Origin of the sequence: Acinetobacter chengduensis, from assembly GCF_003664645.1 — a bacterium.
Lineage (GTDB): Bacteria > Pseudomonadota > Gammaproteobacteria > Pseudomonadales > Moraxellaceae > Acinetobacter > Acinetobacter chengduensis.
In genome coordinates this window covers 22298-37643 of the sequence record NZ_RCHC01000003.1, presented here as the reverse complement: position 1 = coordinate 37643, position 15346 = coordinate 22298, and the positions used below count along the sequence as shown (strand labels likewise).

Here is a 15346-nt window from a genome sequence, read left to right as displayed (position 1 = left end):
AAAAGATTGGAATGATTTGCTATAGTTTGAAGCGAGGTGAAGGTAGGATCAATGAATAATACGATTCATAAAGGGCGTCAGGCACTTTTAAACTTTGTAGATCATGCAACTGGTGCAGAATTGCCGCAGCTTTATTATCATCCAGAAGGGCAAATGAAACATGTGTTGCCGAAGTTAAATCAACTACATGAAAAATATCGTCCTACGCCTTGGCTGTCAAATGCCCATGCGCATTTACTGTATTTTGATGTCATTAAAAAACGTCAAGTGAAGCTTAAATACGATGCCATAGAACAACTGACCATGGCTGATGGTGGGATTACGGCAATTGCATGGTTGGGTTTAGATTTGCCAGCAGATGTACCAACAGTCGTACTTATGCATACGATTACGGGAACGCCTGAAAGTATGCGAGAAGTGGTTAGAGATCTCAATCTATATACAGGTTGGCGCATTGCACTGTGCTTAAGACGTGGTCATGCTAACTTACCCATGCCTGTTGCCAAAATAAATTTATTTGGCTCAACAGATGACCTACGTGAACAGATTGCCTTTATTCAGCAGAAATTTCCCGAATCGAATTTGTTCGGTGTCGGTTCATCTGCGGGAACTGGCTTATTGGTTCGATATTTAGGTGAGGCTGGCTTAGATACACCACTCAAAGCGGCTTTTGCGTTGTGCCCTGGCTATGATACTGAGCTTGGCTTTAAGAATGTGCATCCTTTTTACAGTAAAATGATGACGAAAAAGCTATTTCAGAAATTTGTAGAACCCTATTCTGCAACATGGTCAACGATACCATCTTTAATCGAAGTGCTGAAAAGTAAAGATCTGGCAGAGTTTGAACGCGCTTATTTTCAAATGGCGGGTTTTTCCGATTATGAAAGTTATGCTCAATCTACTAACCCAATTTATGTATTTGATAATGTTAAAATTCCGTTAATGATTTTAAATGCAGAGGATGACCCTGTTTGTCACATTAAAAATTTAGAACCCTATAAGACAGTGATTGAAAATATGCCAAATGTTGTGGTTGTAACCACCAAAAAAGGCAGTCACTGTGGTTATTATGAAGGTTTAGTCGACACTCATTCATGGGCAACTAAATTGATGGCAGATTTCTTAAAGTTATATGCGAGCTAGAAACAAAATAGCCTACTTTGGGTAGGCTATGTCTTGTGCAGTTAATCAGCTTGTGCGCAACATGTAGTTGTTTGAGGTTTAAGCTTCATCTGAATGAATACTAAAATTAACGCTATAGCACTGAGTGTGGCACCTGCATACGAAACCGTAGCATAGCTTAAGTTGAGATTTAACACAGTGGCACCTGCGACTGCACCCAAAGCATTTCCAAGATTAAATGCACCGATATTCACTGAAGAAGCGAGGCCTGGTGCATCATGAGCGACTGTCATAACGCGCATTTGTAAAGGTGGCACCACGGCAAAAGCGGCTACTCCCCAGATGATTAATGCGATAGCTGCTCCAATGATGGTTGTTGCTAAAACTGGAAATAACAGCATCATCAGCATCAGTAGCACTAAAAAGCCAACTAAGGTTTTGTCTAATGATCGATCTGCAAACTTACCGCCGAAATGGTTGCCGATTGAAAATCCAATCCCGATTAACACCAACATGAAAGTAATCAGCTCTGGACTCGCATGGGTAAAGACTTTTAAGCTTGGTGCAATATAGGTATATAACGTAAACATTGCTCCTGCACTCATTACTGTGGTCAGCAGTGCTAAAACGACGGGCATACGTGTTAATACTTTTAATTCTGCTCGTACATCAGGTTTTTCTGTTTGTTGCTGATGCGGAAGTGCTTTCCATAATGCCAACATGGTGATGATGCCAAGTAAGCTAATGGCCGCAAAGGACATACGCCAACCGATATTTTGACCCACCCAAGTTGCTAGTGGTACACCGCCAATATTGGCAATAGTCAAGCCCATAAACATCATGGCAACAGCACTAGCTTGTTTATCTTTGGGTACAACACTGGCTGCAACCACAGAGCCTAAGCCAAAAAATGCACCATGATTCAAGCTGGTTACTAAACGTGCTGTCATTAAACCGAGATAATTGGGTGCAAGTGTTGCCAAAACATTACCGATCGTAAAGATCGCCATCAGTAAAATAAGAGCAGTGCGTTTTGGAAAACGTGCTAACCATAATGTCATTAATGGGGCACCAATCATTACGCCAACGGCATAGGCACTAATCAGTAAGCCCGCTTGAGGAATTGACACCGATAAATCTGTTGCAATTTCAGGCAAAAAGCCCATCGGTGAAAATTCCGTTGTACCAATTGCAAAAGCACCTACGGCTAATGCAATTAATGGAAAATTGAATTTCATATTAAATATCCCAAACTGGAGCAAGTTCAGATGGATTCACTTCACGTGCATTTCTGTCAAGTGTTGCAATGGCCTGCATCTGTTCTGGTGTTAAATGAATATCTTGAGCTTTTAAATTACTGATTAAATGTTCAGGTTTAGTGGAAGATGGAATTACGGCATAGCCCTTTTGCAATGCCCATGCGAGTGCAATTTGAGCCGAAGTTGCTTGTTGTTCGGCGGCGATGTTTAAAAGAATGGGGTCTTGTAAAACTTTGCCATAGGCCAAAGTCATATAGGAGGTGACATCTATATGGTTTGCTTGTAAATAATTGACCACGCTTTGATTTTGCAAATATGGACTGAGTTCAATTTGATTGGTTGTAATATTTTCCAGCCCGATGTGATCGATTGCTTGTTGCGTTAGCTCAATATTAAAATTGGATACACCAATATACTCAGTCAATCCTTGTTTTTTAGCCTCAAGTAAATGTTCCATTAATTCAGGAATATCGACGCCTAGCGCGGGTGCTGGCCAATGAATCAGTGTGAGATTGACCGCATCAGTTCGCAATTTAATTAAGCTTTCTTTTAAACTGGGTATCAGTTTATCGGCAGCATAATTTTCAGTCCAAATTTTAGTGGTTAAGAAAATATCAGCTCTATTCACCTGACTTTCAAGGATTGCTTGACCCACTTCTACTTCATTGCCGTAAATTTGCGCCGTATCAATCGCTCGATATCCTGCATTCAGTGCATTTTTAATCGAGTCTATAACGGTTTGGCCACCGAGGCGGAATGTGCCAACACCCATTTGAGGAACAATCATTAGAAATTCTCTTTTTTTGAATGGATGGTATTGTGCTGCTTATTTTAATGAAGAAAAATGCATGAGTTTGGAATATATTATTGATTAAAAATCACGAATTCGAATATCAATGAAATCGACCATTGAGGAGCTACAGGTTTTCACTGTTATTGTAGATAGTGGCTCTATTATCAAAGCAGCACAAAGGCTGGATCAAACAGCATCTGGCATAAGCCGTGCATTACAGCGTCTGGAATCCAAATTAAATGTTACGCTGCTGGAACGCACAACTCGCAAAATTAAACTGACGCAAGAGGGGCAATTATTTTTAGCTAAAACTCGGCAGATACTGAATGATTTGACCGAAGCGGAAGATTCTCTACTGAAATTAGATGCGGATACTTCTGGTCTTGTGCGAGTCGATTCTGCAATTTCTTTTATTCTGCATATAATTGTGCCATTAATTCCTGAATTTAATGCACGTTATCCGCATATTCAGATTGAATTAGTGAATCACGATCAAGTGATTGACTTATTAGAGCATAAAGCAGATGTTGCAATTCGCTTTGGAAAATTAAATGACTCAAGTTTGCATGCAAAATTCATCTATAAGAGTCGACTATGTCTGGTGGCGAGTCCTGAATATCTTCATCAGCATGGACGTCCGAAAAATGCTGATGAGCTTTCAGCACATGCATTACTTGGATTTAGTCAAATTACACATATGAATACTTGGCCAATCCAAGTCGAGGGGAAACCACTAACGATCCGACCAAACATTAAGGCATCAAACGGTGAAACGATACGAGAGCTGGCGCTTCATGGTATGGGCATCGCTTGTCTATCGATTTTTATGTTAGAAAAAGATATTGCAGAAGGGCGATTGGTACAACTTTTAGAAGATCAAATTGAGCCACACGAGCAACTTATTCATGCCGTGTATTATCAACAAGAGCATCTACCCAAACGTGTTCGTTTATTTATTGAATATTTAGCTGAAAAACTACAAGAACGATTGTGAGAAAAAGTGAATCGTTTGGTACAGATTTCTATTTATATAGAAACATGAAAAAGCCCAGTCAAAACTGGGCATTTTCATGAATTGTTTAGCGAATAAACAATTAGTTATCTAAAGCAGGCGTTGCAGCGGCAATTGCAGCAGCGACAGCATCATCTTCAGATTGGCTTGCACTTGTATTTTTAGGTGCAACTGCTTGAGTCGGTTTGTCTTCTGCACGTGGTGCTTTAGCTTTTTGAACTGGAGCTGGCGCTGGTTTTGCAGCCTCGGCAGCTGGTGCTACTTCACGACGAACTTCAGTAACTGTGTTAGGCGTTTCTTCACGAATAACTTCAACTTCTGTATTTGAAGGCGTTAGTGGAATTTCTTGTTCGTCAGTTGCATCTAACTTTTGAAATTCTGCTGGCGCTACTTCAGATGCTGCAGTTTCAACGTGTTCTTGCTCATCTTCCTTTGGTGCTTCTTTTTTCACACATGCAGTTAAGAGTAAGCCAGCTGCAAGTGCACCACAGATCAAAAATTTTTTATTCATAATGCAAAAAATAGGGTGTGAATGGGATGTTGCCATTATAACAGCAATTCACAAGATAGAAATCCTATGAACTTACACTAATTTTTTATCGGAAATGCTGATACAATAGCCAATTGTTTATTGTTCTAATAATTGATGCGGATTGACTTTGCTTTATAGGTACAGAGTAAAGTAAAATTGCGCAACATTGCAGGCCGATTTAGGCTCGATTGTACGAGAAACCCAATGACCCATTTTATTTTCGTTACTGGTGGTGTAGTTTCATCACTAGGTAAAGGTATTTCAGCTGCTTCTGTTGCTGCACTTTTAGAAGCTCGTGGTTTAAAAGTGACCATGGTAAAAATGGATCCATACATTAATGTCGATCCAGGGACAATGAGCCCATTCCAACATGGTGAAGTTTTTGTAACAGAAGACGGTGCTGAAACTGACTTAGACTTGGGTTACTACGAACGTTTCCTACGTCGTGCGAAAATGACCAAATTGAATAACTTCACTTCAGGTCGTGTTTACCAAGATGTTCTTAATAAAGAACGCCGTGGTGACTACCTAGGTGGTACAGTTCAAGTTATTCCACACATTACTGATAATATTAAAGAACGTGTACTTCGCGCAGGCGAAGGCTATGACGTTGCGATCGTTGAGATCGGCGGTACAGTAGGTGACATTGAATCTCTCCCATTCATGGAATCTGTACGTCAGTTAATGGTTGAACTTGGTCATAAACGCACGATGCTTATGCACTTAACGTTACTCCCATACATTAAGTCAGCAGCAGAGTTAAAGACTAAACCGACACAACACTCAGTAAAAGAGTTGTTATCAATTGGTATTCAACCAGACATCTTAATTTGTCGTACTGAACACGATGTTGATGCAGACACAACACGTAAAATTGCACTTTTCACTAACGTAGAAGCACGTGCAGTTGTTGTATGTAAAGATGCACGTAGCATTTACCAAATTCCACGTACCTTTTATGAACAAAATGTTGATGATTTAATCTGTGAACGTTTTGGTTATAACGATCTTCCTGAAGCTGATTTAACAGATTGGGATAATGTGGTAGAAGCATTGCTGAACCCAGAATACACAGTTCGTGTTGCTATGGTTGGTAAATATGTTGAACTTCCAGATGCGTATAAATCTGTAAACGAAGCGCTTTTACATGCAGGTATTCAAAACCGTGTGAAAGTTCAGATTGACTATGTCAATGCTGAAGAACTTGAAAGCCAAGATGTAGTAGAAGTATTGAAAGATGCTGACGCAATCTTAGTTCCAGGTGGCTTTGGTGAACGCGGTACCGAAGGCAAAATGAAAGCGATTAAATTCGCTCGTGAAAATGGCGTGCCATTCCTTGGTATTTGCTTAGGTATGCAGTTGGCTGTAATCGAATATGCACGCAATGTAGCGGGTATTAGCGATGCAACTTCAACAGAATTTAACCGTTCTACTAAGTCTCCACTCATTGGTTTAATCACTGAATGGTTAGATGAACGTGGTGAAGTTCAGCAACGTAATGCAGATTCTGACCTTGGTGGCACAATGCGTCTTGGTGCTCAAAAATCTGAATTGGTTGCAGGTACTAAAACAGCTCAAGTGTACGGTTCTGAAGAGATTATCGAACGTCACCGTCACCGCTATGAAATGAACAACCGTTATATCCCAGTGCTTGAAGAAAAAGGCATGAAGATTTCTGGTTATTCTCCAGTACAGCGTTTAGTAGAAACTGTTGAAATTCCTGCACATCCTTGGTTTGTTGCGGTACAATTCCACCCAGAATTTACCAGCTCACCACGTGATGGTCATCCATTATTTGCTGGCTTTATTGATGCTGCTAAGAAACAGTATCAAAAATCAAAGTAATGGCATTGTAGGACTAAACTAGGAAGTTTAAATGTCACAATTAAAACCACAAGAAATTGTACGTTTAGGCGATATACAAATGGCAAATCATTTGCCATTTGTACTATTCGGCGGTATGAACGTACTTGAGTCAAAAGATCTTGCTTTTGAAATTGCTGAAACATACGTAGATATCTGTAAACGTTTAGATATTCCTTACGTATTTAAAGCAAGCTTTGATAAAGCAAACCGTTCAAGCTTAAATTCTTTCCGTGGCCCAGGCCTAGAGAAAGGCATCGAGTGGTTGGCTGACATTAAAAAACATTTCAATGTGCCTATCATCACTGATGTGCATGAGCCATACCAAGCTGCGCCTGTTGCAGAAGTTGCAGACATTATCCAATTGCCAGCTTTCTTAAGCCGTCAAACGGATCTTGTTGAAGCTATGGCAAAAACAGATGCCATTATTAACATCAAAAAAGCACAATTCCTTGCACCGCATGAAATGCGTCATATCATGAATAAGTGTTTGGAAGCAGGTAACGATAAACTGATTCTATGTGAACGTGGTTCTGCATTTGGCTACAACAACCTTGTTGTGGATATGCTGGGCTTTGACACCATGAAGCAGATGAACGTGCCTGTATTCTTTGATGTGACTCATGCGTTGCAAACGCCGGGTGGTCGTGAAGATTCTGCAGGCGGACGTCGCGCGCAGATCACAACACTTGCGCGTGCAGGTATGGCAACAGGATTGGCGGGATTATTCTTAGAAGGTCATCCAGATCCTGATAAAGCCAAATGTGATGGTCCGTGTGCATTGCGTATGTCTCAACTTGAGCCATTCTTAGCACAGTTAAAAGAGCTCGATACCTTGGTAAAAGGTTTTCAGAAGCTTGATACACATTAAAAATTTTCAACATTGATGCGTCATTTATTGGCGCATCGTTTTATTAATCAACTGAGGAATTGTTCATGAGTCAAATCGTTGACATTCGTGCACGTGAAATCTTGGACTCTCGTGGTAACCCAACCATCGAAGCAGACGTTATCTTAGCATCTGGCGTAGTTGGCCGTGCATGTGCACCATCTGGTGCTTCAACTGGTTCTCGTGAAGCTTTAGAACTTCGTGACGGCGACAAAGCTCGTTACTTAGGTAAAGGCGTTAAAACTGCGGTTAACAACGTTAACACAGTAATTCGTGATGCATTGTTGGGTAAATCAGTATTCGAACAAAAAGACATTGATAACACAATGATCGCGCTTGACGGTACTGAAAACAAAGAAAAATTAGGCGCTAACGCAACTTTGGCAGTTTCTCTTGCTGCTGCGCGTGCTGCTGCTGATGAAAAGAAAATCCCACTTTTCCAATACATCGCAGACCTTCGTAATAACAGCATTTTAACAATGCCTGTTCCAATGATGAACATCCTTAACGGCGGTTCACATGCAGACAACAACGTAGATATTCAAGAATTTATGATTGAGCCAGTAGGCTTCACTTCATTCTCTGAAGCTTTACGCGCTGGTGCAGAAATTTTCCATTCTTTAAAATCAGTTTTAAAGAAACAAGGTTTAAATACTGCTGTTGGCGATGAAGGTGGTTTTGCACCTAACCTTCGTTCTAACGAAGAAGCAATTACAGTTATTTTAGAAGCGATTGAAAAAACTGGCTACAAAGCGGGTTCTGATATTATGCTTGCGCTTGACTGTGCATCTTCAGAATTCTACAAAGATGGTCAATATATCCTTGCAGGTGAAGGCAATAAAGCATTCACAAGCAACCAGTTTGCTGATTATCTAGCAGGTTTTGCTAAACAATACCCAATCATCTCAATTGAAGATGGTTTGGACGAGTCTGATTGGGAAGGTTGGTCTTACCTCACTTCTATCCTTGGCGACAAAATCCAATTGGTTGGTGATGACTTGTTCGTTACAAACCCTAAAATTCTTCAACGTGGTATCAACGAAAAAGTTGGTAACTCAATTCTGATCAAGTACAACCAAATCGGTACATTGACTGAAACTTTAGATGCGATCTATCTTGCTAAAGCAAATGGTTACTCTACTGTTATTTCACACCGTTCTGGTGAGACAGAAGATTCTACAATTGCGGATCTTGCAGTAGGTACAGCAGCGGGCCAAATCAAAACTGGTTCACTTTGCCGTTCTGACCGTGTAGCGAAATATAACCAATTACTTCGTATCGAAGAATTGACTAATGCTGCATATCGCGGTAAAGCTGAGTTCAAAGGTTTGAACTAAGCGCTCATGCTCTCTATGTTAAATGTATTCGACTCCAAAGCGAGTAAAGTACTATTGGGCCTTGCGATCATTTTGATCGCAGGGTTTCAGTATTTATACTGGTTTGGTGAAGGTGGTTATAAAGACCATCAAGAACTCACACAAAAAATTCAGCAACAAGTCGAGCTGAATGATGAATTAAAAGAACGCAATCGTGTTTTGGCTGCAGAAGTCTTCGATCTCAAAAATGGTGTTGAAGCCATTGAAGAACATGCACGTTTAGATTTGGGCTTGGTGAAGCCACACGAAACATTTGTGCAAATGAGTACAATTAGTACCCAATATAAACCGATTTATATCGATCCAAATGAAAAAGTAGATTTACGTACCAATGAATCAGATGTCGCTGAGCTCCCGCCTACAGAACCTTAAGTTGTGGGCTGTTATACCTGCTGCGGGTTCAGGTAGTCGTTTTTCTAAAACAGAACTCAAGCAATATCAAGTTATTCAAAATAAAACCGTATTAGAACATACCGTCGAGCGTTTAAATCAGTTGCCTTTACAAGGTTATGTGTTGGCTGTTGGTGAGCAGGATAATTTTGTACAGACACTTTCTCTTTCACATGCTGAGCGTTTGCACCTTTGCTCAGGTGGTGCTGAACGAGTAAATTCGGTACTCAATGCCTTAGCGTATTTATCCAATATTGCATCGGATGACGACTGGGTGTTTGTACATGATGCTGCTCGACCATGTGTGTCGGTTGCTTGTTTAGAAAAATTGGTAACCACAGCAATTGAGCAAAAGAGCAGTGCGATTTTAGCTGTGCCTGTGCGCGATACCTTAAAGTATGTTGAGCAAGGTACGCGGATTGATAAAACAGTTGATCGTACAAGTCTATGGCAAGCTCAAACACCGCAAATTGCACCATTAGGGCTATTAAAAAAAGCGATTGAGCAAGCGTTGCAAGATGGTGTTTTCATTACAGATGAAGCCAGTGCACTTGAATATGTTGGTTTGAATGTGCAAGTCGTACAAGGTCGCGCTGATAATATTAAAATTACCTATCCAGACGATTTGGAGTTGGCGAAGTTAATTTTGGCTTCACAGTCAGCACGGAATACCTAATATCTCAAAATTATTTTAGCTACAGCGGTATTTTCGCTGTGGCTTTCACTTATAATTTCTGAATTCTACTTAACGCTTAATCTTAAAATGATCCCTTCACAGCAGTATCGTTTTTTGCGTCATTCCGCACGAGATGGAATGAGCATAAAGCACGATTCTTCGCGTTGGGCTAAATTACATTTAGACCCTTGGTTATTATGTTTTTTAGTTCTAAATGCCATACTTGGATTGATGGTTGTCTATAGTGCAACTGCTGAAAACTCTGGCATGTTGCTACGCCAAGCAACAAGTTTTGCCGTTGGTTTTACTTTAATGTTTTTGTGTGCACAGGTACCGCCAAAAGTGTATCAAGCGATTAGTCCTTATTTTTATATTGTGGGACTCATTATGTTGATGCTGGTGCTTGTGATAGGTGAGACACGGCTTGGTGCAAAACGCTGGATTACCATTCCGGGCATAGGTAGCATGCAACCCAGTGAGGTGATGAAATTTGCGATGCCACTCATGATGGCATGGTATTTTTCTAATCGTGCATTTCCACCAAAATTTGTGCATATTGTTATTGCGCTGATTATTATGATGGTGCCGTTCGTATTGGTTGCTTTACAGCCCGATTTAAATATTGGTTTGATTATTCCAGGTATTTTTATTTTATTTTTAAGCGGAATGTCTTGGAAGTTAATCGCAGGGGCAATGGGGGCTTTGGCCGTAGTTGCGCCTCTGCTTTGGACATTTTTATTACAAGAATATCAAAAGAAGCGCATATTAACGTTGTTTGATCCAGAATCGGATGCATTGGGTGCAGGTTGGAACATTATCCAATCTAAGATCGCCATTGGTTCGGGTGGTATGATGGGTAAGGGCTTTACTGAAGGCACACAGTCACATTTGGGTTATTTGCCTGAGCATCACACAGACTTTATTATGTCCACTTATGCAGAAGAATTTGGTTTTATTGGTGTCTTTTTATTATTTAGTTTATTTTTTGCCATTATTATTCGTTGCTTAATGATTGGTATGAATAGCTTTCATAATTTTGGGCGTTTATATGCCAGCGCAACAGGGCTGACTTTCTTTTTCTTTGTGTTTTTAAACTCAGGTATGGTGAGTGGTATTTTACCTGTAACTGGCGACCCATTACCGTTAATGAGTTATGGTGGTACAGCGGTTATTGCTATGCTTGCAGGTATGGGAATTGTGATGTCGATTCACACGCATCGTTAAATAGCAGACATACTGCATAGCCGGATTTATATCCGGCTTTTTAATGAGAAGTTATTTAAAACAGAAAACTTGAACTATTTTCTTTAATATTTAAATTAGATCAATCAGATAATGAAAACATTAGGTAGATATAAAAAAATATTATTGAACTGTCATTGCCAATTTTATCAATGTAAAAGTTTTTTCGCCTTCATTGAAACGGGAATTGTAGTTTTTCAATTTCACGCTTTTATATAGATAGTGAACAATGAATGATGAGGTAGGCTGCCATTCTAAATTGATTTAAATCGTCTGGCAGCTGAATTTTATAATTCTTTATTTTTGCGTTTTAAACGAGTTTCAGTCACTTTATTCAGCAAGGGTCCTTTTTGTTCTAAAATTTTATTGATGATAAAGTCGCGAGGAAGAACTAAACGTATTGGTGTTGGTAATAGCTCATAAACTTTTGCAATGACTGCGCGGATTTCAGTTTCATTTATGAGTTTATCTTCTGTTAGACCGAGCAATCCATCAATAACGAGGTTTTCAACTTTTGAACTGTTCTGTTTCCACATCTCATTTAAATTGAGCTGATCTTTCATTTTACCTAAAATATTATCTAACATGCTGAATCGTGTATAAAATAAATTTGTAGATCATACATTTAGCGGTGTAAATTCCCAAGAGAAAATTAAAAAAACAAAGCCCTCAAATGAGGGCTTTGTTTTGGGTGTTTAGGCAATAAACCAAGTGTAGTAGCCGATCAGCATCAGTGGCCAAGCAATGTATGGGCTAAACAACCATTTCCAAAACCAATGTTTGGGCAGGAAGCCTACACCATGAACAAAACCACCTGAAATACCAATCATCACCATCATGAGGGCACGATGACTATATCCACCATTGTCATCCAGCATTGCTGCTGGGTGAACAAGGAGGACTGCTGCCAAGGGAAAAGCCAAAAGGCAGGAAATTAGCATTGCAAATTTATTTGGCTTTTTCTCTACGACTGGTTTTTCTATAGCAACATCGGTCATGTTTTATTCCTCATCTAAATCTTGATGATGTTCAATGTACAGCGCACTCAGTACACCTGCGAAACATGCCATCAATACACCGAGAATCCAAGCAAAGTACCACATCTTTTTTCTCCCATACATAGCTTTTAGTAAAGGCTATGTGAATTCTCTTGAATATGTTTGTTAGTAATTACGCCCCACATTTTGTAGTAGCACCAAGTGGTGTAACACAGAATGATTGGAACGAAGATGCAGGCTGCAACAGTCATTACAGTTAATGTATTTTTGCTGGATACAGCATCCCACATTGTCAGGCTTACAGTTGGGTTGGTGCTTGAAGGCATTAGGAATGGGAACAATGCAAAACCTGCAGTTAAAATTGCACCAATGACTGCCAAACTTGAACCTAAGAAGCTCATACCAGCTTTGTTTTTGCCAGCTGCTAATACAACAATCAAACCACCTAATAGACCCATAATTGGAGCAATCATGGTAATTGGGTAAGTAGAATAGTTGTTCATCCAACCTGGGTTGGCATTGGTGATGACTTCTTTAGCAAGTGGGTTTGCAACACCATTAGTATTGAACGGTTCTGCAAGTGTATAGCCCTGAATGCCACCGAAGTATAACCATGCGCCAGCAGCCAAAAAGGTGAGTAGATAAACGATACCCATAATTTGTGTTGCTTTCGCAGAGCGTTTGCGTAATTCACCATCTGTACGGATCATTAGCCACGCACCACCGTGTGCTGCCAACATAGAGAGGCTCACTAAGCCACACACCAACGCAAATGGGTTGAGTAGCGCAAAGAAACTACCTGTGTAAGTTGAGCGTACAGTTTCATCCAGTGTAAATGGCACACCCAAAAACATATTACCAAACGCTACACCAAATACTAAAGCAGGTACGGCGCCACCAATACATAAGCCCCAGTCCCAAGACGTACGCCATTTTGTGTTCTCAAGTTTCGAGCGATAGTCAAAGCCGACAGGTCGCAAGAAGAGCGCAAATAGAACGAGGAGCAGTGCCCAGTACATGCCTGAGAATGCGGTTGCGTATACCATTGGCCATGCGGCAAATAGTGCGCCACCTGCAGTAATAAACCAAACTTGGTTGCCGTCCCAGTGCGGTGCAATCGTATTGATTGCAGCGCGACGTTCGTCATCTGTTTTACCTACAAATGGCATAAGTGCCATTGCGCCCATGTCGAAGCCATCGGTGAGGGAAAAGCCAATAAGTAGTACGCCTACCAGAACCCACCAAATGATTTTGAGCAGTTCATATTCGATCATGCTTTAGACTCCTCATTTGCTTTATTTGCTGCTTCAAGCTTTTCAAAGTGGTATTTACCAGTATGAAGTGAGCTTGGGCCAAGGCGTGAGAATTTGATCATGAGATACATTTCGATAATCAAAAGTACAGTGTAGAACGATGCTAGTGCGATGATTGATCCCCACACATCACCTGTACTCAAGCTAGATGCTGAAAGGTGAGTTGGTAATACTTCACCAATTGTCCAAGGTTGACGGCCAACTTCGGCAACATACCAGCCAGTTTGCGCAGCAATCCATGGAAGTGGTAAGCCAAACAATGCAAATTTAAGTAACCATGGTTTGTTTTCTGCATTGCGTTTTGCGACAGCAAAGGCTGCAAGTGCAAACAACAGAAGCATTAAGAAACCAGATGCAACCATTAAACGGAATGCCCAGAACAAGCTTGGTACGTGTGGAATGGTATCTTTAGCAGCAGCTTTAATTTGCGCATCAGATGCATCAACAACGTTAGGTGTGTATTTTTTCAAAAGTAGGCCGTAACCTAAGTCTTTTTGAGACTCAGCGAAGGCTGCTTTTAATTCTGCAGATTGGTCACCTGCGCGTAATTGTTCAAGTTGTGAATAAGCCACCATACCATTACGGATACGTTCTTCGTGTTGAACGATTAAATCTTTAATGCCTGTCACTTCTTTAGTGGTTGAGCGTGTCGCAATAATGCCCATCACATAAGGAATTTTAACCGCATAGTCTGTTGTCATAGTTTCTTTATTTGGAATACCAAACAAAGTAAACGGCGCTGGTGCTGGGTGAGTATCCCATTCAGCTTCAATAGCTGCGAGCTTAGTTTTTTGTACATCGCCAATTTCGTAACCAGATTCATCGCCTAGCAAGATCACAGACAGTGTAGATGCCAAACCGAAAATAGCTGCAATAGCAAAAGAGCGACGGGCAAATGGCAAATCACGTTTTTTCAACATGTAATAGCTTGAGATTGCTAATACAAATATTGCACCAGTAACATAACCAGCAGATACGGTATGTACGAATTTAACCTGTGCGACTGGGTTAAAAATCAGTGCGCCAAAATCAACCATTTCCATACGCATGGTTTCGTAATTGAATGCTGAACCGACAGGATTTTGCATCCAGCCATTGGCCACTAAAATCCATAGTGCGGACATATTTGAGCCAAGAGCAACTAACCATGTAACGGCCAAATGCTGTACTTTTGAGAGGCGATCCCAGCCAAAGAAGAATAAGCCAATAAATGTCGATTCAAGGAAGAACGCCATTAAGCCTTCGATTGCGAGCGGAGCACCAAAGATATCGCCCACGTAGTGTGAGTAATATGCCCAGTTTGTACCAAACTGAAACTCCATAGTTAAACCAGTCGTAACCCCTAGTGCGAAGTTAATACCAAACAATTTTCCCCAGAACTTAGTCATGTCTTTGTAAATTTCTTTACCAGAAACCACGTATGTGGTTTCCATAATGGCAAGAAGGAAAGCCATACCTAAAGTAAGTGGAACAAAAATAAAGTGATACATCGCGGTCATCGCAAATTGGAACCGCGAAAGATCGACCACGCTTTCAGAAATCATCAACGTGTCTCCTTGATTGGGGAAGGACTGCCAGCGATATGCTCGGCAACTTGATTGTCAAAATTTTTAGGAATAGTCGGTGCGTCAAACCAAATATGTTTAATAGTCAACAAAATTACCACCTTAATTATTAATATAATGGCAATTTCTCGACTTACATTACGATTGATATTTTTTGGAACTAAGCTCATGGTTAAGCCTGTTTTTAAAAACTATATTTACATTATTAAACAAAAAATAGATAAAATAAATAGACTAAACAGTTAAAATAATAATATATTAATAATTTAAAATAAAAACAATAACTTATGGTTAATGTTATTTAAAAAATATGCTA

The 15346-nt window shown here is 40.2% G+C and carries 17 protein-coding genes; 8 read left to right on the top strand and 9 right to left on the bottom strand.

Annotated features, from left to right (window positions below; translation table 11 throughout):
• Nucleotides 1–51 precede the first annotated feature (51 nt).
• The gene (locus D9K81_RS03330) at nt 52–1143 is read left to right on the top strand and encodes a YheT family hydrolase (RefSeq protein ID WP_120373224.1); all 1092 of its coding nucleotides are present in this window, start codon (nt 52–54) and stop codon (nt 1141–1143) included.
• Between the two features lie 41 nt (nt 1144–1184).
• Here the strand turns inward: D9K81_RS03330 and D9K81_RS03325 are convergent, their stop codons facing one another.
• Nucleotides 1185–2360, bottom strand: a complete 1176-nt coding sequence (locus D9K81_RS03325) for an MFS transporter (protein ID WP_120373223.1) — start codon at nt 2358–2360, stop codon at nt 1185–1187.
• 1 nt (nt 2361) lies between these two features.
• Complete coding sequence (gene dkgB / locus D9K81_RS03320) at nt 2362–3168, bottom strand: 2,5-didehydrogluconate reductase DkgB (RefSeq protein WP_120373222.1); 807 nt, start codon at nt 3166–3168, stop codon at nt 2362–2364.
• A gap of 109 nt (nt 3169–3277) precedes the next feature.
• On the opposite strand from dkgB, the gene D9K81_RS03315 reads away from it, so the two are divergent.
• Nucleotides 3278–4168 (top strand): LysR family transcriptional regulator, encoded by an 891-nt coding sequence (locus D9K81_RS03315; RefSeq protein ID WP_120373221.1) that lies wholly within the window; start codon nt 3278–3280, stop codon nt 4166–4168.
• Nucleotides 4169–4268: 100 nt separating this feature from the next.
• Here D9K81_RS03315 and D9K81_RS03310 read toward each other — a convergent pair whose 3' ends face one another.
• Nucleotides 4269–4697, bottom strand: coding sequence for an internalin (locus D9K81_RS03310; protein ID WP_121523125.1), 429 nt, complete (start codon nt 4695–4697; stop codon nt 4269–4271).
• Nucleotides 4698–4922: 225 nt separating this feature from the next.
• On the opposite strand from D9K81_RS03310, the gene D9K81_RS03305 reads away from it, so the two are divergent.
• The 6 genes from D9K81_RS03305 to rodA all read left to right on the top strand — a co-directional run bounded on the left by D9K81_RS03305 (nt 4923) and on the right by rodA (nt 11136).
• Nucleotides 4923–6563, top strand: a complete 1641-nt coding sequence (locus tag D9K81_RS03305; protein WP_120373220.1) for a CTP synthase — start codon at nt 4923–4925, stop codon at nt 6561–6563.
• Between the two features lie 31 nt (nt 6564–6594).
• The gene (gene kdsA, locus D9K81_RS03300; protein WP_086174228.1) at nt 6595–7452 is read left to right on the top strand and encodes a 3-deoxy-8-phosphooctulonate synthase; all 858 of its coding nucleotides are present in this window, start codon (nt 6595–6597) and stop codon (nt 7450–7452) included.
• 65 nt (nt 7453–7517) lie between these two features.
• Nucleotides 7518–8807, top strand: coding sequence for a phosphopyruvate hydratase (gene eno / locus D9K81_RS03295; protein ID WP_120373219.1), 1290 nt, complete (start codon nt 7518–7520; stop codon nt 8805–8807).
• A 15-nt stretch (nt 8808–8822) separates the two neighbouring features.
• On the top strand, nt 8823–9218 hold the full coding sequence (locus D9K81_RS03290) for a septum formation initiator family protein (protein ID WP_106985010.1): 396 nt from the start codon (nt 8823–8825) through the stop codon (nt 9216–9218).
• A complete protein-coding gene (ispD, locus tag D9K81_RS03285) occupies nt 9187–9912 on the top strand; it encodes a 2-C-methyl-D-erythritol 4-phosphate cytidylyltransferase (RefSeq protein ID WP_407923616.1) in 726 nt (241 codons plus the stop codon). The genes D9K81_RS03290 and ispD overlap by 32 nt, the downstream gene beginning before the upstream one ends.
• Nucleotides 9913–9999: 87 nt before the next feature.
• Complete coding sequence (gene rodA / locus D9K81_RS03280; RefSeq protein WP_120373217.1) at nt 10000–11136, top strand: rod shape-determining protein RodA; 1137 nt, start codon at nt 10000–10002, stop codon at nt 11134–11136.
• Between the two features lie 305 nt (nt 11137–11441).
• On the opposite strand, the gene D9K81_RS03275 is transcribed toward rodA, so the two are convergent.
• From D9K81_RS03275 to cydP, 6 genes are all read right to left on the bottom strand, one after another.
• Nucleotides 11442–11741, bottom strand: coding sequence for a hypothetical protein (locus D9K81_RS03275; RefSeq protein WP_120373216.1), 300 nt, complete (start codon nt 11739–11741; stop codon nt 11442–11444).
• 108 nt (nt 11742–11849) lie between these two features.
• Entirely contained in the window at nt 11850–12152 is a 303-nt protein-coding gene (locus D9K81_RS03270) for a cyd operon YbgE family protein (protein ID WP_120373215.1), read from the bottom strand.
• 3 nt (nt 12153–12155) lie between these two features.
• On the bottom strand, nt 12156–12257 hold the full coding sequence (gene cydX / locus D9K81_RS03265) for a cytochrome bd-I oxidase subunit CydX (protein ID WP_004653762.1): 102 nt from the start codon (nt 12255–12257) through the stop codon (nt 12156–12158).
• Between the two features lie 23 nt (nt 12258–12280).
• Nucleotides 12281–13426: a cytochrome d ubiquinol oxidase subunit II gene (cydB, locus tag D9K81_RS03260; RefSeq protein WP_120373214.1), complete on the bottom strand. Its 1146-nt coding sequence runs from the start codon at nt 13424–13426 to the stop codon at nt 12281–12283.
• Nucleotides 13423–15009 carry a cytochrome ubiquinol oxidase subunit I gene (locus D9K81_RS03255; protein WP_120373213.1) on the bottom strand — a complete coding sequence of 529 codons (1587 nt, stop codon included), beginning with the start codon at nt 15007–15009 and terminating at the stop codon, nt 13423–13425. Before D9K81_RS03255 ends, cydB begins: the two co-directional genes overlap by 4 nt.
• On the bottom strand, nt 15009–15200 hold the full coding sequence (cydP, locus tag D9K81_RS03250) for a cytochrome oxidase putative small subunit CydP (RefSeq protein ID WP_120373212.1): 192 nt from the start codon (nt 15198–15200) through the stop codon (nt 15009–15011). Before cydP ends, D9K81_RS03255 begins: the two co-directional genes overlap by 1 nt.
• Nucleotides 15201–15346: the final 146 nt, after the last annotated feature.